This is a genomic window from Rubellimicrobium arenae, assembly GCF_017916275.1.
In the GTDB taxonomy this organism is placed as follows: Bacteria; Pseudomonadota; Alphaproteobacteria; order Rhodobacterales; family Rhodobacteraceae; genus Rubellimicrobium; species Rubellimicrobium arenae.
This window is the reverse complement of sequence record NZ_JAFMST010000004.1, coordinates 17,360-37,962: the sequence shown is the minus strand read 5'-3', so window position 1 is coordinate 37,962 and position 20,603 is coordinate 17,360. Positions and strand designations below refer to the sequence as shown.

Annotated in this window: 21 protein-coding genes; 11 read left to right on the top strand and 10 right to left on the bottom strand. The window is 68.9% G+C overall.

Features of this window, described 5'->3' with window-relative positions:
• Positions 1 to 226: 226 nt before the first annotated feature.
• Entirely contained in the window at positions 227 to 1,126 is a 900-nt protein-coding gene (locus tag J3P31_RS07010) for a LysR family transcriptional regulator (RefSeq protein ID WP_210528071.1), read from the bottom strand.
• 315 nt (positions 1,127 to 1,441) lie between these two features.
• On the opposite strand from J3P31_RS07010, the gene J3P31_RS07005 reads away from it, so the two are divergent.
• The 8 genes from J3P31_RS07005 (at position 1,442) to J3P31_RS06970 (ending at position 7,847) form a co-directional block, all read left to right on the top strand.
• Positions 1,442 to 2,254 (top strand): glutamate racemase, encoded by an 813-nt coding sequence (locus J3P31_RS07005; protein WP_210527716.1) that lies wholly within the window; start codon positions 1,442 to 1,444, stop codon positions 2,252 to 2,254.
• Between the two features lie 94 nt (positions 2,255 to 2,348).
• On the top strand, positions 2,349 to 2,609 hold the full coding sequence (locus J3P31_RS07000) for a DUF2171 domain-containing protein (protein WP_210527715.1): 261 nt from the start codon (positions 2,349 to 2,351) through the stop codon (positions 2,607 to 2,609).
• Between the two features lie 93 nt (positions 2,610 to 2,702).
• Complete coding sequence (gene argC / locus J3P31_RS06995) at positions 2,703 to 3,728, top strand: N-acetyl-gamma-glutamyl-phosphate reductase (protein ID WP_210527714.1); 1,026 nt, start codon at positions 2,703 to 2,705, stop codon at positions 3,726 to 3,728.
• Between the two features lie 10 nt (positions 3,729 to 3,738).
• Positions 3,739 to 4,221 carry a cytochrome c maturation protein CcmE gene (gene ccmE, locus J3P31_RS06990; RefSeq protein ID WP_210527713.1) on the top strand — a complete coding sequence of 161 codons (483 nt, stop codon included), beginning with the start codon at positions 3,739 to 3,741 and terminating at the stop codon, positions 4,219 to 4,221.
• Between the two features lie 45 nt (positions 4,222 to 4,266).
• Complete coding sequence (locus J3P31_RS06985) at positions 4,267 to 4,878, top strand: holin-associated N-acetylmuramidase (RefSeq protein ID WP_210527712.1); 612 nt, start codon at positions 4,267 to 4,269, stop codon at positions 4,876 to 4,878.
• Positions 4,869 to 5,384, top strand: a complete 516-nt coding sequence (locus J3P31_RS06980; RefSeq protein ID WP_210527711.1) for a 3TM-type holin — start codon at positions 4,869 to 4,871, stop codon at positions 5,382 to 5,384. The genes J3P31_RS06985 and J3P31_RS06980 overlap by 10 nt, the downstream gene beginning before the upstream one ends.
• Before the next feature lie 58 nt (positions 5,385 to 5,442).
• On the top strand, positions 5,443 to 7,404 hold the full coding sequence (locus tag J3P31_RS06975) for a heme lyase CcmF/NrfE family subunit (RefSeq protein WP_210528070.1): 1,962 nt from the start codon (positions 5,443 to 5,445) through the stop codon (positions 7,402 to 7,404).
• On the top strand, positions 7,401 to 7,847 hold the full coding sequence (locus tag J3P31_RS06970; RefSeq protein ID WP_210527710.1) for a cytochrome c-type biogenesis protein: 447 nt from the start codon (positions 7,401 to 7,403) through the stop codon (positions 7,845 to 7,847). The genes J3P31_RS06975 and J3P31_RS06970 overlap by 4 nt, the downstream gene beginning before the upstream one ends.
• Positions 7,848 to 7,902: 55 nt before the next feature.
• On the opposite strand, the gene J3P31_RS06965 is transcribed toward J3P31_RS06970, so the two are convergent.
• Entirely contained in the window at positions 7,903 to 9,195 is a 1,293-nt protein-coding gene (locus J3P31_RS06965; RefSeq protein ID WP_210527709.1) for a citrate synthase, read from the bottom strand.
• A 31-nt stretch (positions 9,196 to 9,226) separates the two neighbouring features.
• On the bottom strand, positions 9,227 to 10,639 hold the full coding sequence (gene gltX / locus J3P31_RS06960) for a glutamate--tRNA ligase (RefSeq protein ID WP_210527708.1): 1,413 nt from the start codon (positions 10,637 to 10,639) through the stop codon (positions 9,227 to 9,229).
• A 76-nt stretch (positions 10,640 to 10,715) separates the two neighbouring features.
• Here gltX and J3P31_RS06955 point away from each other — a divergent pair, with 76 nt between their 5' ends.
• On the top strand, positions 10,716 to 12,830 hold the full coding sequence (locus tag J3P31_RS06955; protein ID WP_368373032.1) for a ComEC/Rec2 family competence protein: 2,115 nt from the start codon (positions 10,716 to 10,718) through the stop codon (positions 12,828 to 12,830).
• 47 nt (positions 12,831 to 12,877) lie between these two features.
• The gene (locus J3P31_RS06950; RefSeq protein WP_210527707.1) at positions 12,878 to 13,366 is read left to right on the top strand and encodes an SRPBCC family protein; all 489 of its coding nucleotides are present in this window, start codon (positions 12,878 to 12,880) and stop codon (positions 13,364 to 13,366) included.
• 91 nt (positions 13,367 to 13,457) lie between these two features.
• On the opposite strand, the gene J3P31_RS06945 is transcribed toward J3P31_RS06950, so the two are convergent.
• Both J3P31_RS06945 and uxuA read right to left on the bottom strand, forming a co-directional pair.
• Positions 13,458 to 14,234 (bottom strand): SDR family NAD(P)-dependent oxidoreductase, encoded by a 777-nt coding sequence (locus J3P31_RS06945; RefSeq protein ID WP_210527706.1) that lies wholly within the window; start codon positions 14,232 to 14,234, stop codon positions 13,458 to 13,460.
• Entirely contained in the window at positions 14,231 to 15,421 is a 1,191-nt protein-coding gene (uxuA, locus tag J3P31_RS06940) for a mannonate dehydratase (protein ID WP_210527705.1), read from the bottom strand. Before uxuA ends, J3P31_RS06945 begins: the two co-directional genes overlap by 4 nt.
• Positions 15,422 to 15,560: 139 nt before the next feature.
• Here uxuA and J3P31_RS06935 point away from each other — a divergent pair, with 139 nt between their 5' ends.
• Positions 15,561 to 15,911: a cupin domain-containing protein gene (locus J3P31_RS06935; protein ID WP_210527704.1), complete on the top strand. Its 351-nt coding sequence runs from the start codon at positions 15,561 to 15,563 to the stop codon at positions 15,909 to 15,911.
• Here J3P31_RS06935 and J3P31_RS06930 read toward each other — a convergent pair whose 3' ends face one another.
• From J3P31_RS06930 to J3P31_RS06910, 5 genes are read right to left on the bottom strand one after another with little or no spacing between them, the layout of a single operon-like run.
• Entirely contained in the window at positions 15,912 to 16,661 is a 750-nt protein-coding gene (locus J3P31_RS06930) for a metallophosphoesterase (RefSeq protein ID WP_210527703.1), read from the bottom strand.
• Entirely contained in the window at positions 16,661 to 17,392 is a 732-nt protein-coding gene (locus J3P31_RS06925; protein WP_210527702.1) for a proteasome-type protease, read from the bottom strand. Before J3P31_RS06925 ends, J3P31_RS06930 begins: the two co-directional genes overlap by 1 nt.
• 18 nt (positions 17,393 to 17,410) lie before the next feature.
• Positions 17,411 to 18,220: a transglutaminase family protein gene (locus J3P31_RS06920; protein WP_246849364.1), complete on the bottom strand. Its 810-nt coding sequence runs from the start codon at positions 18,218 to 18,220 to the stop codon at positions 17,411 to 17,413.
• A complete protein-coding gene (locus J3P31_RS06915) occupies positions 18,213 to 19,151 on the bottom strand; it encodes an alpha-E domain-containing protein (RefSeq protein WP_210527701.1) in 939 nt (312 codons plus the stop codon). Before J3P31_RS06915 ends, J3P31_RS06920 begins: the two co-directional genes overlap by 8 nt.
• The gene (locus J3P31_RS06910) at positions 19,151 to 20,557 is read right to left on the bottom strand and encodes a circularly permuted type 2 ATP-grasp protein (RefSeq protein WP_210528067.1); all 1,407 of its coding nucleotides are present in this window, start codon (positions 20,555 to 20,557) and stop codon (positions 19,151 to 19,153) included. Before J3P31_RS06910 ends, J3P31_RS06915 begins: the two co-directional genes overlap by 1 nt.
• Positions 20,558 to 20,603 lie beyond the last annotated feature (46 nt).

Genomic DNA, 20,603 nt, shown 5'->3' with positions numbered 1-20,603 from the left:
CGTCCGGCGGAAGAGAGCGCCTGCGATCCAGCGGCAGGGCGCGCCAAAAAAAACGCCGGGCACAACGGCCCGGCGAAGTCCAACAGGGAGGTTGAAGATGATGAGCGCAAGGCATCATCGGCTTCGATTGCCCAAATAGAAGGCGATCCTGGTATCATCAAGGCGCAATCGTGATCGCTAACAGCAAAGCCGCCATGCGTTTCCTGCATGACTCAACCGCAAGTTGTCATGCGGCGTCGCGAATGCGGCGCCGGTGCGCGATGACTTCCTCCTGCACGAAGTCCCGGAAGGCCGTGACCCGCTTGGACTGCCGAAGCTCCTCGGGGTAGGCCAGGAAGACCGGAACCTCGCCCGACTCCACGTCCGGCAGCACGCGGACGAGCTCGGGGAAGTCCTCGGTGATGTAGTCCGGGATCACGCCCACGCCCAGGTCGCTGAGCGTGGCCTGGAGCACGCCGAAGTAGTTGTTGATGGTCAGCAGGCTTTGCACGTCGTAGCTGAGCAGCTGCTGCGCCAGGCTCGCCCCGGCGGCGACCTGCGCCGAGCTCGGCCCCTGCGTGATCACCCGGTGATTGGCGATGTCCTCCATCTTCTCGATGGGGGCCGCGCGCTCGAGGTAGGTCTTGGAGGCATAAAGGCCGATGCGGATGCCCATCAGCTTCTTGCGGATGAGATCGGCCTGCGACGGCTCCTTCATGCGGATGGCGACGTCGGCCTCGCGCATGGGGAGGTCGAGCACGCGCTCCTCGAGCATCAGGTCGATCTTGAGGTCCGGATAGCGCTCGTAGAGCTTGGTCAGCCGCGGTGCGAGCCACAGCGTGCCGAAGGCCAGCGTGGTCGTGACCCGCAGCTCGCCGAAGACCTCCTCCTCGCTGTCGCGGATGCGGGCGGCGGCGGTCTCGAGCCGCTTGTTCATCGCCCGGGTCGCCTCGAACAGCAGCTCGCCCTGCTCGGTGAGGATGAGCCCCCGCGCATGGCGGTGGAACAGGGTGGTGTTGAGGCTCTCCTCGAGCGCCCGAATCTGGCGGCTGACGGCGGATTGGCTCAGGTGGAGGCTGTCGCCCGCATGGGTCAGGCTTCCGGCATCGGCGACCGCGTGGAAGATGCGTAGTTTGTCCCAGTCCATCATCGATGGTCTCCCGCCCCTTCGCGAACCGCATGACAGTAGCACGGAACTAGGTAGTCCGTGCGAAATTTGCAAAGGTGCCATGCAAATCCTGCGTAGTTGGCTGCGCAACTGCATGTTTCCAGATGGTGGCACAAGAGCGGCTGCGGCCTGCCGTGGCGCTAGTCCCGAGGGCTCCGGCGCTCGGCCGGCGACGCCGGGGCGCAGGGGGCAGGGCCGCGATGGATTTCCGCCGCGACTCCTCCTATCACCTGTCCTCACGGCCAGGGCGGGCCAACGACCCTGGCGGGCGCTTTGACGGCAAAGGGGCAGGCGATGGCGGTAGGCATCTTCGACAGCGGCTTGGGCGGTCTCACGGTTCTGGACGCGGTGGCGCGGCGCCTTCCGGACCTGCCGCTCGCCTATTTCGGGGACAACGCCCACGCCCCCTACGGCGTCCGGGACGCCGAGGACATCTACCGGCTCACCACCGCCGCGACGCAGCGCCTGTTCGACGCGGGCTGCGATCTCGTGATCCTGGCCTGCAACACCGCGTCCGCCGCCGCGCTGCGCCGGATGCAGGAAACTTGGGTGCCGCCGCACAAGCGCGTGCTGGGCGTCTTCGTGCCCCTGATCGAGGCACTGACCGAACGGCAGTGGGGCGACAACTCCCCCCCGCGCGAGGTGGCGGTCAAGCACGTCGCCCTCTTCGCCACCCCCGCCACCGTCGCCTCCCGCGCGTTCCAGCGCGAGCTGGCCTTCCGCGCCATCGGCGTGGACGTCGAGGCGCAGGCCTGCGGCGGCGTGGTCGATGCGATCGAGGACGGGGACATGATCCTCGCCGAGGCGCTGGTGCGGTCGCATGTCGACGCGCTCAGGCGCAAGATGCCCGACCCGGACGCGGCGATCCTGGGCTGCACCCATTATCCGCTGATGGAACAGGTCTTCCAGGACGCCCTCGGGCCGCAGGTGAAGGTCTTCTCCCAGGCCAACCTCGTGGCCGAAAGCCTGGCCGACTACCTGCGCCGGCATCCCGGCATGGTCGGGCCGGGCACCGAGTCGATGTTCCTGACCACCGGCCGGCCCCGCCAGGTGTCCGACCGGGCGACCCAGTTCCTTCGGCGCCGGATCGAATTCCAGCCCGCCTGACCTCCGGACGCGCTTGCGTGGCACCAAACCGCACCGGCCCGCGTTGGGGGGCCAGCCGCTCACGCGGCATGCGCCACAACAAGGAGACCGCAGGATGGCGGATGCAAGCAGCATCAGGGAGCACATGGAAGTCATCGGGGCCGATGACGTCCATGTCGGCACGGTGGACAAGGTCGAGGGCGACCGCATCAAGCTGACCAAGCGCGACAGCGGCGAAGGCCAGCACGAAGGCCATCACCACTTCATCTCGCTCGGCCTCGTGGCCGACGTGGAAGGCGACCGGGTCCGGCTTTCGGCCAACGGCGCCGTCGCGGCCGAACTCTTCGAGGAAGAGGAAGGCGGCAGCTCCACCTGAGCGCCTCCGGCCCGGCACGGCCCGCGACACCCTGCGCCGTTGCGCGCAGGGGACGCAGGTCGTAGATCCCCCTTCCAACGAAGGGGGACTCGCATGACCGCCAATGTCGCCATCCTGGGCGCCTCGGGCTACACGGGGGCGGAGCTTGTCCGCCTCATCGCCACGCATCCCGACATGCGGATCGCCGCCCTGACCGCGGACCGCAAGGCCGGCCAGTCGATGGCGCAGGTCTTTCCGCATCTGCGGCACCTCGACCTGCCGCAGCTCACCACCATCGACCAGGTGGATTTCGCCGGCATCGACCTGGCCTTCGTGGCGCTGCCGCACGGCCTGAGCCAGGCGCTGGTCAAGGACCTGCCGCGCACGCTCAGGGTCGTGGATCTCGGCGCCGACTTCCGCCTGACCCCCGAAGGCTACCGCAGCTGGTACGGCGCCGACCATGTCGCGCCCGAGCTCCAGCAGGAGGCCGTCTACGGCCTGACCGAGTTCTACCGCGACCGCATCCGGGGCGCCCGCCTCGTGGCCGGGACCGGGTGCAACGCCGCCACGGTCCAGTTCGCGCTCCGGCCCCTGATCGAGGCTCGCCTGATCGACCTCGACGACATCGTCTGCGACCTCAAGAACGGCATCTCCGGCGCCGGCCGCTCGCTCAAGGAGAACATGCTCTTCGCGGAACGCAGCGAGGACGTCGCCGGCTACTCCCAGGGGGGCAAGCACCGCCACCTGGGCGAGTTCGACCAGGAGTTCTCGGCCCTGGCCGGGCGCGAGGTGCGCATCCTTTTCACGCCCCATTTGATTCCGGTCAATCGCGGCATCCTCGCGTCGTGCTACGTCAAGGGCGATCCGCAGGCGATTCATGCGGCCCTCGCGGCCCGCTACGCCCCGGAGCCGTTCTGCGTCGTCCTGCCCTATGGGGAGCTGCCCGCCATGTCCCATGTCCAAGGCTCCAACTTCGTCCACCTGGGCGTGGTCGGCGACCGGGTGGCGGGCCGGACGCTGGTCGTCTCGACCCTCGACAACCTCAACAAGGGCTCCTCGGGCCAGGCGATGCAGAACGCCAACCTGATGCTGGGCCTTCCGGAAACGGCGGGCCTGATGCTCGCCCCCATCTTCCCATGAGGCGCCTGCCATGATGCCCCTCAAGAAGAAGCGCCGCATCCAGATCATCGCCCTGGCGGCGGCGTCCCTCCTGCTGTCCACGGGCCTGATCGGCTACGCGATGCGCGACGGGATCAACTACTTCCGCTCGCCCAGCCAGCTCCTGGCCGAGCCGCCCTCCGCCGCCGAGGTGTTCCGCCTGGGCGGCCTCGTGAAGGACGGCAGCATCAAGCCGGACGAGGGCGTGCACTTCTTCTTCACCGTGACCGATGGCGGGGCCGAGATCCCGGTCCACTACGTCGGCGACAACCTCAAGCCGGACCTCTTCGACGAAGGGCAGGGGACCGTGGCCACCGGGCGCTTCGTCGACGGCACCTTCGAGGCGACCGAGATCCTGGCCAAGCACGACGAATCCTACATGCCCAAGGAGGTCATCGACGCGCTCAAGGACCAGGGCGTCTATGTCGAGCCGGGCGCGGACGGCGCAACGCACGGTGCTCCAGTAACCAATTAACCCGTCGGCGCGATCCTGGCCCCCATCCACAACAGGGGGACCCCCATGCCGACCGTCGAAGACATCGCCCGAGAGATCGTCGCCCGCGAGGGCGGCTGGTCCGACCGCCCCGGAGACCCGGGCGGAGCCACCCAGTACGGCGTCACCATCGAGACGCTGCGGCGCCTTCGCCTCGATCTGGATGGCGACCGCCGCGTGACCGAAGCCGACCTGCGCCGGCTGACGCCCCAGCAGGCGGCCGCCATCTTCATCCGCCATTACTTCCAGCAGCCCCGGCTGGACGAACTGCCCCAGGCGCTGCAACCCAGCGTCTTCGACATGCAGGTGAACGCGGGGCCGCAGGCCATCCGCATCCTGCAGACGATGCTGACCGGGATGGGGCATCCCTGCGCCGCCGACGGGATCGTCGGGCCCCGGACCATCGCGGCTGCCCACGAGGCGGCCCGGACCGCGCCCGACCACATCGTGGACGCCTACGGCATCGCGCGGCGCAACTACTACTACGCCCTGGCCGAGGCCCGGCCCGCCTGCCGGCAATTCGCCTGCCGCCGCGACGGCGGAAAGGGCGGCTGGATTACCCGGGCGGAGTCCTTCATCGCCCCGCGCTACCATCTGACCGACGCCGAGCACCGCGAAAGGACCAGGTCATGGCACTGATCGTGAACCCGCTGGGCTGGCTCTCGGGGGCGCAGGCCATCGACATCGCCGACCAGCTTCGGCGGCAGGCCGAGACGTCGGGGATGCCCCCGGCCGTCGACCACCTCGGCCAGCGGCCGCGCGCCGCCTTCGACCGCGTGGTGGACGCGCTGAACCGGCTGCCCCGGCCCGTCTCCGCCCTGGGGACGCTCGCGCTCCTGGGCGCGGCCGTCGTCGCGCCGGACTGGTTCTCGGACCGCATGGAGGCGCTGGCCCGCATGCCCGAGGGGCTTTGGTGGCTGATCGGGGCGGTGCTGTCGCTGCATTTCGGCGCACGCGTCCAGGCTCATGCCCAGGAGTTCCAGCGCGAGATCCTCGCCTCCGCCACCGCGCCCCGGCCGGTCGCATCCCTTCGGGCCGACAGCCCGTCCGCCGCCGAGCCGGGGGGCGACGCCGCTCTCACCCTCGGGACGCTGGCTCCCGCCGCGAACGCCGCCCTGGCCGACTGGCAGCGCGTCCGAGCGTGACGATCTGCCCCGGCCCGCCGTGCTTGGCGCGCCGGGGCCCAACATGTATATGCGCAACATGATCGTCGAACTCGGACATTTCGCCCTTATCCTGGCCTTCGGGACCGCCCTGCTCCAGACCGTCGTGCCGCTCGTCGGGGCGCAGAAGGGCTGGCGCGGCTGGATGGAGATGGCCACGCCTGCCGCCACGGCGCAGTTCCTGCTGATCGCCTTCGCCTTCGGCGCGGTCAGCTGGGCCTTCCTCACCTCCGACTTCTCGGTTCTCCTCGTCTACGAGAACTCGCATTCGGCGAAGCCCTGGCTCTACAAGCTGACGGGCGTCTGGGGCAACCACGAGGGCTCGATGCTCCTCTGGGTGCTGATCCTGTCCGCCTTCGGGGCGGCGGCGGCGATGTTCGGGACGAACCTGCCGCTCCCCCTCAAGGCGCGGGTGCTGGCGGTCCAGGCCTCGATCGGTGTGGCGTTCCTGGCGTTCATCCTGTTCACGTCGAACCCGTTCCTGCGGATCGAGGTGCCGCCGATGGACGGCCGGGATCTCAATCCGCTCCTTCAGGACCCCGGTCTCGCCTTCCATCCGCCCTTCCTTTACCTGGGCTATGTCGGGCTCTCGATGTCCTTCTCGTTCGCCGTGGCCGCCCTGATCGAGGGGCGGGTGGACGCGGCCTGGGCCCGCTGGGTCCGGCCCTGGACGCTCGCCGCCTGGATGTTCCTGACGGTCGGCATCGCCCTCGGAAGCTGGTGGGCCTACTACGAGCTCGGATGGGGCGGCTTCTGGTTCTGGGACCCGGTCGAGAACGCGAGCTTCATGCCCTGGCTCCTTGCCGCCGCGCTGCTCCATTCCGCGATCGTGGTCGAAAAGCGCGAGTCGCTGAAATCCTGGACGGTCCTTCTCGCGATCCTGGCCTTCGGATTCTCGCTCCTGGGGACGTTCATCGTCCGCTCGGGCGTCATCACCTCGGTCCATGCCTTCGCCATGGACCCGGCCCGCGGCGTCGCCATCCTCATCGTGCTGGCCCTGTTCGTGGGCGGCGCGCTCACTCTCTTTGCCGCGCGCGCGACGGCGCTCGAGGCCAAGGGGGTCTTCGGCATGGTCAGCCGGGAGGCTGCTCTCGTGCTCAACAACATCCTGCTGGCCGTGGCCGCCTTCGTGGTCTTCGTCGGGACGATCTGGCCGCTGGTCGCGCAGATGCTCCTGGGCCGCGTCCTGTCGGTCGGCGCGCCATTCTTCGAGGCTGCCTTCACGCCCTTCATGGTGGTCCTGGCCATCGTCCTGCCTGTCGGCAGCCTCCTCGCCTGGAAGCGGGGTGACCTGACACGCAGCCTGCGGGCGCTGCTGCCGGCGCTGATCCTCGCCTTCGCGCTGGCCGCCCTGGCCTGGACCGTCGGAACCGGGCGCTCGATCCTGGCTCCCGTCGGAACGGCGCTGGGCGTCTGGATCATCGCCGGCGCGGCCGTGGACCTGTGGCAGCGCACCGGCACGTCCGGGGCCTCGCGGCTCCTTCGCCTGCCGCGCGCGGATTGGGGCAAGGCGATCTCCCATGCCGGGCTGGGCGTGACGATCCTTGGCATCTCCCTCCTCATGGCCTGGCAGGAGGAGGACATCCGGACCGCGGCCCTGGGCGAGTCGTTCCAGGTCGGCGCCTACGAGCTGACCCTGAACAGCGTGGACGAGGTGCCCGGGCCCAACTACCGCAGCCTGATGGCGGACGTGACCGTGACCCGCGACGGAGCCCAGGTCGCCCGCCTCCATCCCGAGAAGCGGTTCTACCCCGTCGCGGCCATGCCGACGACCGAAGCCGCGATTCAGAACGGCGTCCTGCGCGACATCTATGTCGTGATCGGCGACGCGCAGGAGGGGGGCGGTTATGCCGTGCGGACCTACATCAAGCCCTTCGCGAACTGGATCTGGGGCGGAGCCATCCTGATGGCGCTGGGCGGACTCATGTCGCTGTCGGATCGGCGCCTTCGCGTGGCAGCCGGCGCCGCCCGACTGTCCCGCGCTGCGGTGGCCGCGGAATGAGGGCCCTTCTGTTCGCGCTCCTGTTGTGGCCCACGGCGCTCCTCGCCGTGGAGCCGGACGAGGTGCTGTCGGACCCGGGGCTCGAAGCGCGGGCGCGGGAGATCTCGACCGGCCTGCGTTGCCCGGTGTGCCGCAACGAATCCATCGACGAATCGCACGCCCAGGTGGCCCGGGACATCCGCCTCCTCGTGCGGGAGCGTCTCGAGGCTGGCGACAGCGACAATCAGGTCCAGGCGGCGGTGGTGGCGCGCTACGGGGAATACGTGCTCCTGCGCCCGACCGCCGAGGGGGCGAACCTCCTGCTCTGGCTCGCGGGGCCGGCGATGCTGGTCGCCGGGCTCGGGATCGGCTGGGCCGTGGTCCGCGGCCGAAGCAGGGGGCCGGAGCCGGAAAGCCTGACCGCCGACGAGAAGGCCCGGCTTGAGGATCTCCTGCGCCACTGACGCGAAGGGTGCCCCAGGAAAGTGAAGGGCCGCCTTGTGGCGGCCCTTTGGGTGGTCAGCGGTTCTCGATCTCGATGTAGTCGCGCAGCGACTCGCCCAGGTAGAGCTGCCGCGGCCGCCCGATCTTGAGCTGCGGATCGGCAAGCTGCTCCTTCCATTGCGAGATCCAGCCCACCGTTCGCGCGAGCGCAAAGATCGGAGTGAACATCGCGGTCGGGAAGCCCATCGCCTCGAGGATGATGCCCGAGTAGAAGTCCACGTTCGGATACAGCTTGCGCTGGATGAAGTAGTCGTCCTGCAGCGCGATCCGCTCCAGTTCCTGCGCCACCTGCAGGAGCGGGTTGTCATGGACGCCGAGAAGCTCGAGCACCTCGTCGGCGGTCTGCTTCATGACCTTGGCGCGGGGGTCGAAGTTCTTGTAGACGCGGTGCCCGAAGCCCATCAGCCGCACGTTGGACGACTTGTCCTTCACCTTGGCGATGAAGTCGGGGATGTTCTCGGGCGTGCCGATCTGGCGCAGCATCTCGAGGGTGGCCTGGTTCGCGCCGCCATGGGCCGGACCCCAGAGGCAGGCGATCCCGGCCGCGATGCAGGCGAAGGGGTTCGCCCCCGAGGACGACGCCAGCCGCACCGTCGACGTCGAGGCATTCTGCTCGTGGTCGGCGTGCAGCGTGAAGATCCTGTCCATCGCACGGGCGAGGACGGGGTTCACGTCATAGGGCTCGGCCGGGACGGCAAAGCACATGTGCAGGAAGTTGGCCGCGTAATCGAGGTCGTTGCGCGGGTACACGAAGGGCTGGCCGATCGAGTACTTGTAGGCCATCGCCGCGATGGTCGGCATCTTGGCGATCAGGCGGTAGGCCGCGATCTCGCGCTGGCGCGGGTCGTTGATGTCGAGGCTGTCGTGGTAGAAGGCCGACATGGCCCCGACCACGCCCACCATGGTCGCCATCGGATGCGCGTCCCGCCGGAAGCCCCGGAAGAAGTTGTGCATCTGCTCGTGGATCATGGTGTGCCGCGTCACCGTGGTCTCGAACTTCTCGAGCTCGGCGGCGGAGGGCAGCTCTCCGTACAGGAGGAGGTAGCAGACCTCGAGGTAATGCGAGCGTTCGGCCAGTTGCTCGATCGGATAGCCCCGATGGGTCAGGATGCCCTTGTCCCCGTCGATGAACGTGATCGTCGAGTCGCAGGCGGCGGTCGAGGTGAAGCCGGGGTCGTAGGTGAAGACGTCCGCCTGGCCATAAAGCTTGCGGATGTCGATGCAGTCGGGCCCCTCGGTGGGGCTCAGGATCGGCAGGGCGTACTCCTTGCCGTCGATGGTGAGCGTGGCGGTCCTGTTCTCGGCCATGAAGGCGCCCCTCTGTTGTTCCACGGTCTCTCTACCCCTGGCGTGCTAAGGTGTCGTGAAGTCGCGCGACGGTCTCGTCCCGGCCAAGCACAAGCATCATGTCGAACACGCTGGGCGCCACGGCCCGCCCTGCCAGAGCCGCCCGCAGCGGCCCGGCCAGCTTGCCGAGCGTCGTCCCGTGCGCCTGTGCCCCAGCCGCCACGACCCCCTCGAGGGCCTCGCGCTCCCAGCTAGCATTTTGCAGCTGCGGCGTCAAATCCGCCAGTATACCGTGGGATACCGGATCGAGCGTCTTGGCTGCCGCCGGGTCGACCTCGATCGGACGATCGACGACGGCGAAATGCGCCTGATCGAGCAATTGCGGGAGGGTCTTGGCCTTCAACTTGGCGAAGGGCAGGGCGCGAAGGATCCGGTCCCGATGGCCGTCGGGGAGCGGAGGCTGGCCGGTCGCCGCGAGGAACGAGTCCAGCTCGGCCAGGAGGATGTCATCGGGGGTCCGCGCCATGTGCTGGCCCGAAACGTTCTCAAGCTTCTTGAAGTCGAATCGGGCCGGCGACTTCCCGATTCCATCCAGCGAGAAGACGGCCATCGCCTCCTGGTCGTTGAAGACCTCCATGTCGCCGTGGCTCCAGCCCAGGCGGGCGAGGTAGTTGCGCATGGCCGAGGCCAGGTAGCCCATGGCCTGGTAATCGGCCGTTGCCGTGGCGCCGTGGCGCTTGGACAGCTTTTTGCCGTCCGGACCGAAGATCAGCGGAACATGGGCCATCACCGGCACCGCCCAGCCCATGGCTTCGTAGATCATCTTCTGCCGGAAGGCATTGGTGAGGTGGTCGTCCCCCCGGATCACATGCGTGACGCCCATGTCGTGGTCGTCCACCACCACCGCCAGCATGTAGAGCGGCGTGCCGTCCGCGCGCAGCACCACCATGTCGTCGAGCTGGTCGTTCTGGATCGTGACCTCGCCCTGCACGGCGTCGTGGATCGTGGTCGCGCCATCGCGCGGAGCCTTGACCCGGATCACGTAGGGGGCGTCGGGATGGTCGGAGTCCGGCACGTCGCGCCACGGAGAGCGGTAGAGGGTCGAGCGCCCTTCGGCCCGGGCCTGCTCGCGGAAGGCCTCGATCTCCTCGGGCGTGGCGAAGCACTTGTAGGCCTGTCCCCGCGCCAGCATCTCGCGGGCGACCTCGGCGTGCCGGCCGGCCCGGGCGAACTGGCTGATCGGCTCGCCATCCCAGTCGAGGCCCAGCCAGTTGAGGCCGTCGAGGATCTTCTGCGTGTTCTCGGGCGTGGACCGGGCGCGGTCGGTGTCCTCGATCCGGAGCAGGAACTTGCCCCCGCGGCCCCGGGCGAAGAGCCAGTTGAACAGCGCCGTCCGCGCGCCGCCGATATGGAGCGCGCCCGTCGGCGACGGGGCGAAACGGGTGACGACGGGGGCGTCGGTCATTGCGGTTAACCTCTCGTTCATCATCCGCGATGTAACTTCATGCGTGCGGATTAAAGAGCGGTTGAGAGCAGGACAAGTGGACCTCGACCCGTCCGTCGATCTCGGATCTGGTGCGGCGGGCGCCATCGCGCGCCTTCGCGGTCGGGCCGAAGCCGTCCTTCTGGCGCAGAGCGGCCATCTGCTCCCCTGGGCTCCGGTCGCCCTTGGGGTCGGCATCGGGACCTACTTCGCCCTCCCGGTCGAGCCCGGCCCCTGGGCCTGGGTGGCCCTGGCCTGCGTCACGGCCCTGGCCTTGCTGGCCACGTGGTGCCTGCCTGCCGCGTTTGCGCCCCTGGCCCTCGGCCTTGCGCTGGCTGCCGCGGGGCTGGGCCTCGCGGGTTGGCGGACCTGGGTCGTGGCCGCGCCGGTCCTGGAGTTCCGGTACTATGGCCCGATCGAGGGCCGGATCGTCGAGATCGATCGCTCGGCCTCGGACGCCCTCCGTCTCACGCTGGATCGCGTGGTGCTGGAGGATGTGCCGCCCGACCGCACACCGGAGCGCGTCCGCATCTCGGTGCGTGGCGATCAGCGCTGGCTCGTGGCAGAGCCGGGGCGGACCGTGATGCTCACCGGGCATCTGTCGCCGCCGTCCGGACCCGTGGAGCCGGGCGACTTCGACTTCCGGCAGTTCGCGTGGTTCGACCGCCTGGGCGCGATCGGCTACACCCAAAGTCCGGTCCTGACCCGCGCGCCCCCGGATGGGAGCCTCTGGATCGGGCGCCTCCGGACTGGCTTGTCCAAGGGGATCCGCGATCGGATCCCGGGCGATGCCGGCGGGCTCGCGTCGGCGGTGGCCACAGGCGACCGGTCCGGCCTGTCCGCGCGGGCGAACCAGGCGATGCGGGATTCGGGACTCTACCACCTCGTGTCGATTTCCGGCACCCACATGGGCCTGCTCGTGACGTTCATCTTCGGCCTGGTGCGGTCGGGGGTGGCCCTGGTGCCTTCACTGGCGCTCCGGGTCAACGGAAAGAAGCTGGCCGCGCTGCTCGCTTTGCCCGCTGGCGCTTTCTACCTGGCGCTCGCAGGCCGCGACATGGCGACCGAGCGGTCATTCATCATGGTCGCGGTGATGCTGGGGGCGATCCTGTGCGACCGGCGGGCGGTGACCCTGAGGTCCGTTGCGATCGCCGCGCTGATCGTTCTCGTGACCCGGCCCGAAGGCCTCGTGAATGCCGGGTTCCAGATGTCCTTCGCCGCGGTCACGGCGCTTGGCGTCGTGTTCGGCTCGGCGACCCAGGCCTGGGCGCGGCGGTGGCGCTGGGCGGGGCCGGTCGCCCTCGTTCTGCTGTCCTCGGTGGTGGCTGGCCTTGCCACCGCGCCCTATGCCGGGGCCCAGTTCAACCGCTACAGCGCCTACAGCCTCGTCGCGAACCTGCTTGCCGCGCCGGCCATGGGAATCCTGGTCATGCCGGGCGCGGCGCTGCTGGGACTGGGCGCGGGCCTTGGCCTGGCCCAGCCCGCTCTCCTCATGCTGGAGCTTGGCTGCCGCTGGATCCTGCTGGTGGCCGAGCTTGTCGGGGGCTTGAAGGGCGCCGTGGGTGGCGTCCCAAGCGCACCCTCGGCCGTCCTGCCGCTGCTGACCATCGGCGGGCTCATCGTGATCCTCTGGCAAGGACGGGGCCGCTGGATCGGACTTCCCGTTCTGGTCCTGGCCCTGGCCCTGTGGAGCGCCGCGAGCCGCCCGGACCTGCTCATCTCCGGCTCGGGCGGGATCATGGCCGTCCTGGGGGCCGAGGGGCGTGCGGTGTCCCGACCCACCGGGGCCGGCTTCGAGGTGGAGCAATGGCTGGCCGGCGATGGGGACCTCGCCCCCCAGGACGAGGCGGCTGGACGCCCCGGCGTGATTCGAGGGGACCGCACGGCCCAGGCCGTGGTGGGCGGACGTGACATCCTCCTCGTGCGCGGGGCGCGTGCCCTGGCGCAGGTCAAGGGATGCGACGGCGCGGATCTCCTCGTCACGGATCAGGTGGCCGAGGGGCGGCCGTGCCTGGTGCTGGATGCGTCGATGCTGGCCCGCACCGGAGCGGTGGCAGGATGGGCGGAGGGGGGCGGGCTGCGGCTGATCGCGACGGAGCTTTGGGCCGGGGATCGCCCCTGGACCCGCCATCGGAGGCAAGAGCCGCCTCCGCCGCTTGAGTTCGGCCCCTAGCGCCGTCCAAGGCCGGCCATTAGGTTGGAAGACCCGAGGAGGACGATATGCAGATTACCGGAGACAAACTGATCGCTGCCGCGCCGGACGTGGTCTGGGACGCGCTGATCGATCCGGAGTTCCTTAAGACCCTGATCCCAGGCTGCGAGTCGATGAAGGGCAGCCCTGCCAAGGGCTACGACATCACGGTGGCCCGCAAGGTGGGCGGGATGGAGGCACGCCTGTCCGGCCGCTTCGACCTGACCGAGGTGGAGCCCGGCCGCGGCTGTCTCCTGATCGGCGAAGGGCGGGGCGGGGCGGCGGGCCTGGCCAAGGGGGCGGCTCGCATCCGGCTTGATCCCGCGGACTCGGGCACGAAGTTGTCCTGGGACCTGACGGCGGAACTGGGGGGCAAGCTGGCCAGCATGCCCAATTTCCTGGTGGAGATGGCGGCCCGGAAGGTGGCCGACGGCTTTGTCGAACGCTTTGCCGCCGCCATCGAGAACCGCCCGGTGCAGGCCAAGGGGTGGCTGGGCCGCCTGACGGGCCGGTCCTGATCCGACCCGCTCCGGCCGGCCGCAGCACGCGGCGGGCCGTGCTGGCCTTCGTGGGGCGCGTCCAGGAAGGCCCGGGCGCGACGCGGAAGGGTCAGACCCCCAGCTGAGCGGTCAGGCCGCCATCGATGCGGACATCCGTGCCGGTGACGAAGGCGCCTTCCGAGGAGCAGAGCCAGGCCACGAGGCCTGCAACCTCCTCGGCCGTGCCGATGCGGCCGATCGGGTGGCCCCGTCCGAACATCGCGATCACATCCTCGGGGTCGCCGTCCGGTCCGGCGATCTGCGCCGCGCCATACTCGAGCAGCGGCGTGCGAACCGAGCCGGGGCTGATCGACACCACGCGCACCCCGTGCCGGGCGCAGTCCACGGCCATGGCGCGCGTCATGGCATGGACCGCGCCCTTGGTGGTCGCGTAGCCGAGGACGTTCTTCTGGTTCGCGAAACCCTGCACGGAGGAGATGTGGATGATCGCGCCGTTGCCCCGGGCCTTGAGATAGGGCCAGGCGAAGTGGCTGGCGGTGAAGAAGGCCCGCAGGTTGACCGACATGACTCGGTCCCAGTCGGCGATCGTCGTCGTGTCGAGGTCGCCGTAGGTCTGGATCCCGGCGGCGTTGACGAGGTGGTTGATCCCATCGGCGTCGCCCGCGGCGCGAACCCAGGCGTCCACATCGTCGTCGCGCGTGAGGTCCACGCGGGTCACGGTCACGGGCAGATCCCCGACCGCCTCGCGGGCGGCCTCGTTCAAAGCCTCGTCGATCCCGCAAAGATGCACCCGGGCCCCCTCGCGCGCGAGGCGCAGGGCCGAGGCCAAGCCCATGCCGCTCGATCCGGTGATCAGGGCCGTCTGGCCCTCGAAGCGGCCGGTCATTGGAGCACCCCATAGGTCGGGTGGGTCAGGGTGGCCAGGATTCCGCGAAGCTCGGCCAAGCCCTTCAGCCGACCGATGGCCGAATAGCCGGGCAGGGTGGTCTTGTCCTGATCGTCCAGCAGCAGGTGGCCGTGGTCCGGACGGAATGGGATCAGGTGGTCGCTCCGGCCCTCCTCGCGGCGGCGAGCCTCCTCCCGGAGGAGAAGGGCGAGCAGCCGCACCATGTCGGCGTTTCCGACCAGGTGGTCGTCCTCGACGAAGGAGCCGTCGGGCTCCGTGGACACGTTGCGGAGGTGCACGAAGTGGACCCGCTCCAGATGCGCCTCGAGCAGCGCCGGAAGATCGTTGTCGGCCCGTGCGCCGAAGCTGCCTGCGCAGAAAGTCAGGCCGTTCTCGCGTTCGGGCACCGCGCCGAAGATGGCGTCAAGGTCCTGGGCGGTGGACACCACCCGCGGCAACCCGAAAAGCGAGAAGGGCGGATCGTCGGGGTGGATGCAGAGCCGGACCCCGACCTCGCGCGCGACGGGCACGACGGTCTCGTGGAACGTCCGCAGGTTGGCCCTCAGGTCGTCGGGGCTCAGGTCGGCGTAGCGGGCGATGACGTTCGCGATGCCTTGGCGGCTGTGACTGTCCTCGGCACCCGGAAGGCCCGCGATGATCGTGGCCTCGAGCCGCTGAACCTGCTCGGGCGTGAGGACCCCGACGCGGGCCTCGGCCTGCCGGAGAAGGTCCGGCGGATAGTCCCTGTCCGCGCCAGCCCGGGCCAGGATGTAGGCGTCGTAGGCCACGAAGTCCGTCATGTCGAAGCGAAGCGCGAGGCCCGTGGACGGCATCGGGTGACGCAACTCGGTCCGTGTCCAGTCCACGACCGGCATGAAGTTGTAGCAGATGGTCTGCAGCCCGGCGCGGGAGAGGCGTCGCATCGTCTCGGCAAAGGCGGCGGTCGCCTCGCGCGCGGGTTCGCCGCCCAGCTTGATGGCGTTGGGCACGGGAATGCTTTCGACCACCGACCAGCGCAGGCCCGCGGCCTCGATCACGGCCTTGCGCTCGGCGATGGCGTCCTCGGGCCAGACTTCGCCGCGGTAATGGTCGTGCAGGGCCGAGACGATTCCCGTCGCGCCCGCCTGCCGCACATGGCTCAGGGGAATCGGGTCCTTGGGTCCGAACCAGCGCCAGGTTTGTTCCATGTCGTGCCTCCTTCGTCGGGCGCGAAGAAAGCGGAGCCCGCGTCCGCTGTAAACCCTGCGGCCATTGACCAGGAGGTCGTTTGAGGGTTCCTTCGCGACCGGACAGGCCGGGCCCGCCCCGGGAAGAGGAGAGATCGACATGCCGAACGTCACCCGTCTGGGGGAGCCCCGGGGCGAACCCATGACCGACGACCTGAAGGGTTGGGTCAAGATCGAGGGAAACCCGAGCATGCGGACTTGGGTCCAGCATACGGCCGCCGACGGGACCATGATCTCGGGCACCTGGGAGGCGACGGTCGGCTCGTACCACACGACCTATGCGGCCTACGAGTTCGTGCACATCATCGAAGGGCGCATCACCATCACCGAGGACGGCGGCGAGCCCGTCACCGTGGGGCCGGGGGATGCCTTCGCCGTCGAGGTCGGCTTCAGAGGCGTCTGGCGGATCGAGGAGCCGGTGCGCAAGCACTTCGCGATCCGGCTCAAGTAGTCAGGGGGCCGGCATCTCGGGCCGGAGCGGCAGCCGCCCGTCCTCGGTCAGGAGCCAGACATCCCGTCCGTCCACGACGGCCGGGACGAGGGGGCGGCCATAGCCCGCCCCCGCATCGAGATTGACGCGGTTGCCGTAGTGGAACGGCTCGTCGAGCGCGGTATGGCCGTGGACCACCAGAAGGCCGTGGTCGGTCCTGTCGTCGAGCCACCCCTCGCGGATCCACATCAGATCCTGCGGCACCTGGGCGATCAGGGGAACGCCCGGGCGGATCCCGGCATGGACGAAGACGACCTGATCGGTCCTGTGCAGCAGGGGCAGGTTGTCGAGGAACACGCGGTGGGCCACGGGCACCCTGGCCCGCGCTTCGGCCCAGAGGTCCATGGGGTCGCGGTCCGGGGACGCGTCGACGCCATAGCTCGCCAGGGTCTGAAGGCCGCCCAGGCGTTCATGCAGCCAGGTATAGGCCGGGTTCAGGCCGGGGTCGCGCGCCAGGGGATCGTCAAGGAACAGCCGGAACATGAAGTCGTGGTTCCCGCGGATCGTGATCCAGGGACCACCCTGCATGGGACCCTGGCGCAGGTAATCGACGACCTCGGCGCTGGCCGGGCCACGGTCGGTCAGGTCGCCAAGATGGACGACGGGCGCATCCTCCCCGGTTTGGGCGCGGTCGGCCGCGATCAGGGCGTGGGCATGCCGAAGCTGGTCGATCTGCCCATGGATGTCGCCCAGGACGTAGGTGCGCGCCATCAGAACACGAGGTCGGGGAGAGAGTCGAACGCCTGCTTCAGCGCATCGCCCCAGCCGTGGCTGATGGTCTGGAAATAGGCGTCGTTCCCCTTGATCCGTCGTGTGAGCCCGCGCTTGAGGCTGTCCTTCTCATAGACCTGGAGATCCAGGGGAAGGCCGACCGACAGGTTGGCCTTGATCGTGGAGTCGAAGCTGACCAGCAGGAGCTTGACGGCGGCCTCGAAGCTCATGTCCGGGTCGAAGGCGCGGACCAGGATGGGACGGCCGTACTTGAACTCCCCGATCTGGAGAAAGGGCGTGTCCTCCCCGGCCTCGATGAAGTTGCCTTCCGGGTAGATGAGGAAAAGGCGCGGCTCGCTGCCCTTGACCTGGCCGCCGACGATGATCGTGGCATTGAAGTAGCTTTCCGCCCGTTCGCCCGCCTCGGCGTGCTGGGCGATCACCTCCTTGAGGGTGTTGCCGACGTATTTGGCCACCTGGAACATCGATGGCAGCTGCAGGATCGCGGGGTGCCGTTCCGAGGGGGCCCGGTTGCGTTCGTCGATCAGCGACACGACCGACTGCGTGGTGGCGAGGTTGCCGGCGGTCATGATGGTGATGACGGTTTCGCCGTCGTCCACCCAGGTGAACATCTTGCGATAGGTCGAGATGTTGTCGAGCCCCGCATTCGTGCGCGTGTCCGACATGAACACGAGCCCCCGGCTGAGCCTGAGCCCCACGCAGTAGGTCATGAATCCTCCTCCGGGCGCCTACTGCGCCCGTACCTCGACCGAGACGGACAGTTTCTCGCCTCCGGTCCCGTGACGCGCGCCTGATACAGGAGCGGCCTCGCCATAGTCGAGACCCGTCGCGACGCGCACGTAACGGTTGTCCGGGGAGATCCCGTTCGCCACATCGAAGCCGACCCAGCCCAGGTCCGGGACCCAGGCTTCGGCCCAGGCATGGGATGCATCCTGCTCCTCCTTTTCCATGAGGAGGTAGCCCGACACATAGCGGGCCGGAATGCCCATGGCCCGGGCGCAGGCGAGGAAGACATGGGTCTGGTCCTGGCAGACGCCCCGGCCCTCGTCCAAGGCCTGCTCGGCCGTCCAGCCGACCTGGGACACGCCGGTTTCGTAGCGCACGGCCCCGGCCACGGCCGCGGACAGGTCATGGAGGCGAAGCAGGAGCTTGGGCTCTGCCTTCACCGAATCGACGAGGGCGGCGCAACCCGGGCCGGCCTCGGTCCGGGGAGTGGGCCGCTCAAAGAGCCAGAGCGGGCAGTAGCCGGCCTGCGGGCCGACGATCCCGGCCGTATCGATCGCCTCCACCTCGCCTTCGCAGGTGATGCGGAGCGAGGTGGCCCCGGGCTCGACGCTGACCAGGTCCACGGTGTTGCGGTGCTGATCCTCGAAGGTCGCCTCGTGCTGCGCCCCCTCGTAGGACAGGGTCCAGTTGATGATGCGCTGCCATTTGTGCGCCTGCGGGGTCAGTCGGAGCTGCTGGAGGCCCCAGGGAACGGGGGTCTCGTAGTCGTAGGTCGTGACGTGACGGACATGGAGGCGCAGGGGGTCATGCATAGAAGCGGTAGTCCACCTCGGTCTGGGAGCCCACCTCCGCGACGTCGCGGAGGAAGGCCTGGATGAACTCGTGGAGCCCCGCATCGAGGATCTCGTCGATCCCGACCGCCAGGAAATCCGAGTGCAGAGCACCCGCCTTGGCGTGGCTGTCCAGGCGGGTTCCGTAGCAGTCGGCCAGGTAGCCGTAGTTGTCGACCAGCTTGCCCACCGAGAAGGCCAAAGAGCGGGGCATCCGGCGGTCGAGGATCAGGAACTGCGCGATGTTGCGGGCCCGCACGTCCTGGCCGTAGGTCATCCGGTAGGCCCCTTCGGCCGACACGGAGCGAAGGATCGTCTCCCACTGCACGTTGTCCAGCGAAGAGCCCACCGCGCTGGCCGAAGGCAGCAGCACGTAGGATTTCACGTCCAGAAGGCGGGCGGTGTTGTCGGCGCGTTCGATGAACGTGCCGAGCCGCGCGAAGTTGTAGATGTCGTTGCGCAGCATCGTGCCGGCAAAGGCCCCACGCACATGGGCGCTGCGGTTGCGGATGAGCGTCAGGACCTGGGGAAGCTCCCGCTCGCCCACTTTCTGGGACAGGGCGTCCTTGAGCGTCATCCAGGATTCGTTGACGCTTTCCCAGACCTCGCGCGTGAGCGCGGTCCGCACGAGGCGGGCGTTGTTGCGGGCGGATTCGATGACCGTCATCACCGACGAGGTGTTGTCCCGGTCGCACAGCATCCATTGAATGGCGTTGTCCCGCGTCACCTCGCCGTAGCGCGCGCTGTACGAATCCAGCGTCGCGGTGGTCTCGAGGACCGAGATCCATTCGTCGTCGGCGTGGCTGCGGGTCAGGGCGATCCGCTGTCCCGCCGCCATCAGTCTCGCGGTGTTCTCGCTCCGCTCGAGGTAGCGGAACATCCAGTACAGGCCCCCGGCCGTCTTTCCGAGCATCACTCTTCCAGCACCCAGGTGTCCTTGGTGCCGCCGCCCTGGGACGAGTTCACGACGAGGCTCCCTTTCTTCAGCGCAACCCGGGTCAGGCCTCCGGGCGTGATCGTCACCCCGTCAGGAGAGACGAGGACATAGGGCCGCAGGTCCACATGGCGTGGGGCGAGGCCCGCGCGCGTGAAGATCGGCACGGTGGACAGCGCCAGCGTGGGCTGCGCGATGTAGTTGCCGGGATTGGCCAGCAGCTTCTCGCGGAAGGTGGCGATCTCCTTCTTGGAGGAGGTCGGGCCCACCAGCATCCCGTAGCCGCCCGAGCCGTGGACCTCCTTCACGACGAGGTCATGGAGGTTGTCGAGCACGTAGCGCAGGGCCTGCGGCTCATTGCAGCGCCAGGTGGGGACGTTCTGGAGGATCGGCGCTTCGCCCGTGTAGAAGCGCACGATCTCGGGCATGTAGGAATAGACGGCCTTGTCGTCGGCGATCCCGGTGCCCGGGGCGTTGGCGATGGTGATGCCGCCGGCGCGGTAGACGTCGAAGATGCCGGGCACGCCGAGCCCGCTCTCTGGGTTGAAGTTCAGCGGATCGAGGAAGTCGTCGTCCACGCGGCGGTAGAGCACGTCGATGGGCTTGTAGCCCTCGGTCGTCCGCATGGCGACGCGGCCGCCCACGACGCGGAGGTCGTGCCCTTCGACCAGCTCCACGCCCATCTTGTCCGCAAGGAACGAGTGTTCGTAGTAGGCCGAGTTGTAGAGCCCCGGCGTCAGGACCGCGACGACCGGGTCGCCCCGAGTGGCGGCCGGGGCGCAGGCCGCCAGGCTGCGGCGCAGCGCCAGCGGGTAGTTCGACACGGGCCGCACCCGGTTCCGGGAGAACAGCTCCGGGAACATCTGGAGCATGGTCTCCCGGTTCTCGAGCATGTAGCTCACGCCCGACGGGGTGCGGGCATTGTCCTCCAGGACGTAGAACTCATCCTCGCCGGTCCGCACGAGGTCGATGCCGACGATGTGTGTGTACACGCCGCCCGGCGGCTCCACCCCGATCATCTTGGACAGGAAGGCCGCGTTGCGCGCGATCATCTCCACGGGGATGCGGCCGGCGCGGATGATTTCCTGGCGGTGGTAGATGTCGTGCAGGAACGCGTTGATGGCGCGGACGCGCTGCTCGATGCCCTTGGCCAGGCGGGCCCATTCGCGGCCCGAGATGATGCGCGGGATGATGTCGAAGGGGATGAGCCGCTCGGCCGCCTCGGCCCGGCCATAGACGTTGAAGGTGATCCCGGTGAGACGGAACACCTCCTCGGCCTCGTGCTGCTTGCGCAGGAGACGTCCCGGGTTCTCGCCCTTCAGCCATGCGTCGAAGGCGGCGTAGGGCGGGCGAAGCCCTTCGTACATCGTCTGGGCCTGGGTCATGCGGCTGGAGCGGGAGTTCGGTCCGCCGGACGCGCCATCGTCGCTG

Excerpts from the sequence above, each read along its gene's own strand:
- J3P31_RS07000 (WP_210527715.1), top strand. The coding sequence starts at position 2,349 with ATGGCGGATGCAAGCAGCATCAGGGAGCACATGGAAGTCATCGGGGCC.
- J3P31_RS06970 (WP_210527710.1), top strand. The coding sequence starts at position 7,401 with ATGAGGGCCCTTCTGTTCGCGCTCCTGTTGTGGCCCACGGCGCTCCTC.
- argC (WP_210527714.1), top strand. The coding sequence starts at position 2,703 with ATGACCGCCAATGTCGCCATCCTGGGCGCCTCGGGCTACACGGGGGCG.
- J3P31_RS06910 (WP_210528067.1), bottom strand. The coding sequence starts at position 20,557 with ATGACCCAGGCCCAGACGATGTACGAAGGGCTTCGCCCGCCCTACGCC.
- J3P31_RS06975 (WP_210528070.1), top strand. The coding sequence starts at position 5,443 with ATGATCGTCGAACTCGGACATTTCGCCCTTATCCTGGCCTTCGGGACC.
- J3P31_RS06925 (WP_210527702.1), bottom strand. The coding sequence starts at position 17,392 with ATGACCTACTGCGTGGGGCTCAGGCTCAGCCGGGGGCTCGTGTTCATG.
- gltX (WP_210527708.1), bottom strand. The coding sequence starts at position 10,639 with ATGACCGACGCCCCCGTCGTCACCCGTTTCGCCCCGTCGCCGACGGGC.
- J3P31_RS06950 (WP_210527707.1), top strand. The coding sequence starts at position 12,878 with ATGCAGATTACCGGAGACAAACTGATCGCTGCCGCGCCGGACGTGGTC.
- J3P31_RS06935 (WP_210527704.1), top strand. The coding sequence starts at position 15,561 with ATGCCGAACGTCACCCGTCTGGGGGAGCCCCGGGGCGAACCCATGACC.
- J3P31_RS06915 (WP_210527701.1), bottom strand. The coding sequence starts at position 19,151 with ATGCTCGGAAAGACGGCCGGGGGCCTGTACTGGATGTTCCGCTACCTC.
- J3P31_RS06930 (WP_210527703.1), bottom strand. The coding sequence starts at position 16,661 with ATGGCGCGCACCTACGTCCTGGGCGACATCCATGGGCAGATCGACCAG.
- ccmE (WP_210527713.1), top strand. The coding sequence starts at position 3,739 with ATGATGCCCCTCAAGAAGAAGCGCCGCATCCAGATCATCGCCCTGGCG.
- J3P31_RS06980 (WP_210527711.1), top strand. The coding sequence starts at position 4,869 with ATGGCACTGATCGTGAACCCGCTGGGCTGGCTCTCGGGGGCGCAGGCC.
- J3P31_RS06920 (WP_246849364.1), bottom strand. The coding sequence starts at position 18,220 with ATGCATGACCCCCTGCGCCTCCATGTCCGTCACGTCACGACCTACGAC.
- J3P31_RS07010 (WP_210528071.1), bottom strand. The coding sequence starts at position 1,126 with ATGGACTGGGACAAACTACGCATCTTCCACGCGGTCGCCGATGCCGGA.
- J3P31_RS06985 (WP_210527712.1), top strand. The coding sequence starts at position 4,267 with ATGCCGACCGTCGAAGACATCGCCCGAGAGATCGTCGCCCGCGAGGGC.
- uxuA (WP_210527705.1), bottom strand. The coding sequence starts at position 15,421 with ATGGAACAAACCTGGCGCTGGTTCGGACCCAAGGACCCGATTCCCCTG.
- J3P31_RS07005 (WP_210527716.1), top strand. The coding sequence starts at position 1,442 with ATGGCGGTAGGCATCTTCGACAGCGGCTTGGGCGGTCTCACGGTTCTG.
- J3P31_RS06945 (WP_210527706.1), bottom strand. The coding sequence starts at position 14,234 with ATGACCGGCCGCTTCGAGGGCCAGACGGCCCTGATCACCGGATCGAGC.
- J3P31_RS06965 (WP_210527709.1), bottom strand. The coding sequence starts at position 9,195 with ATGGCCGAGAACAGGACCGCCACGCTCACCATCGACGGCAAGGAGTAC.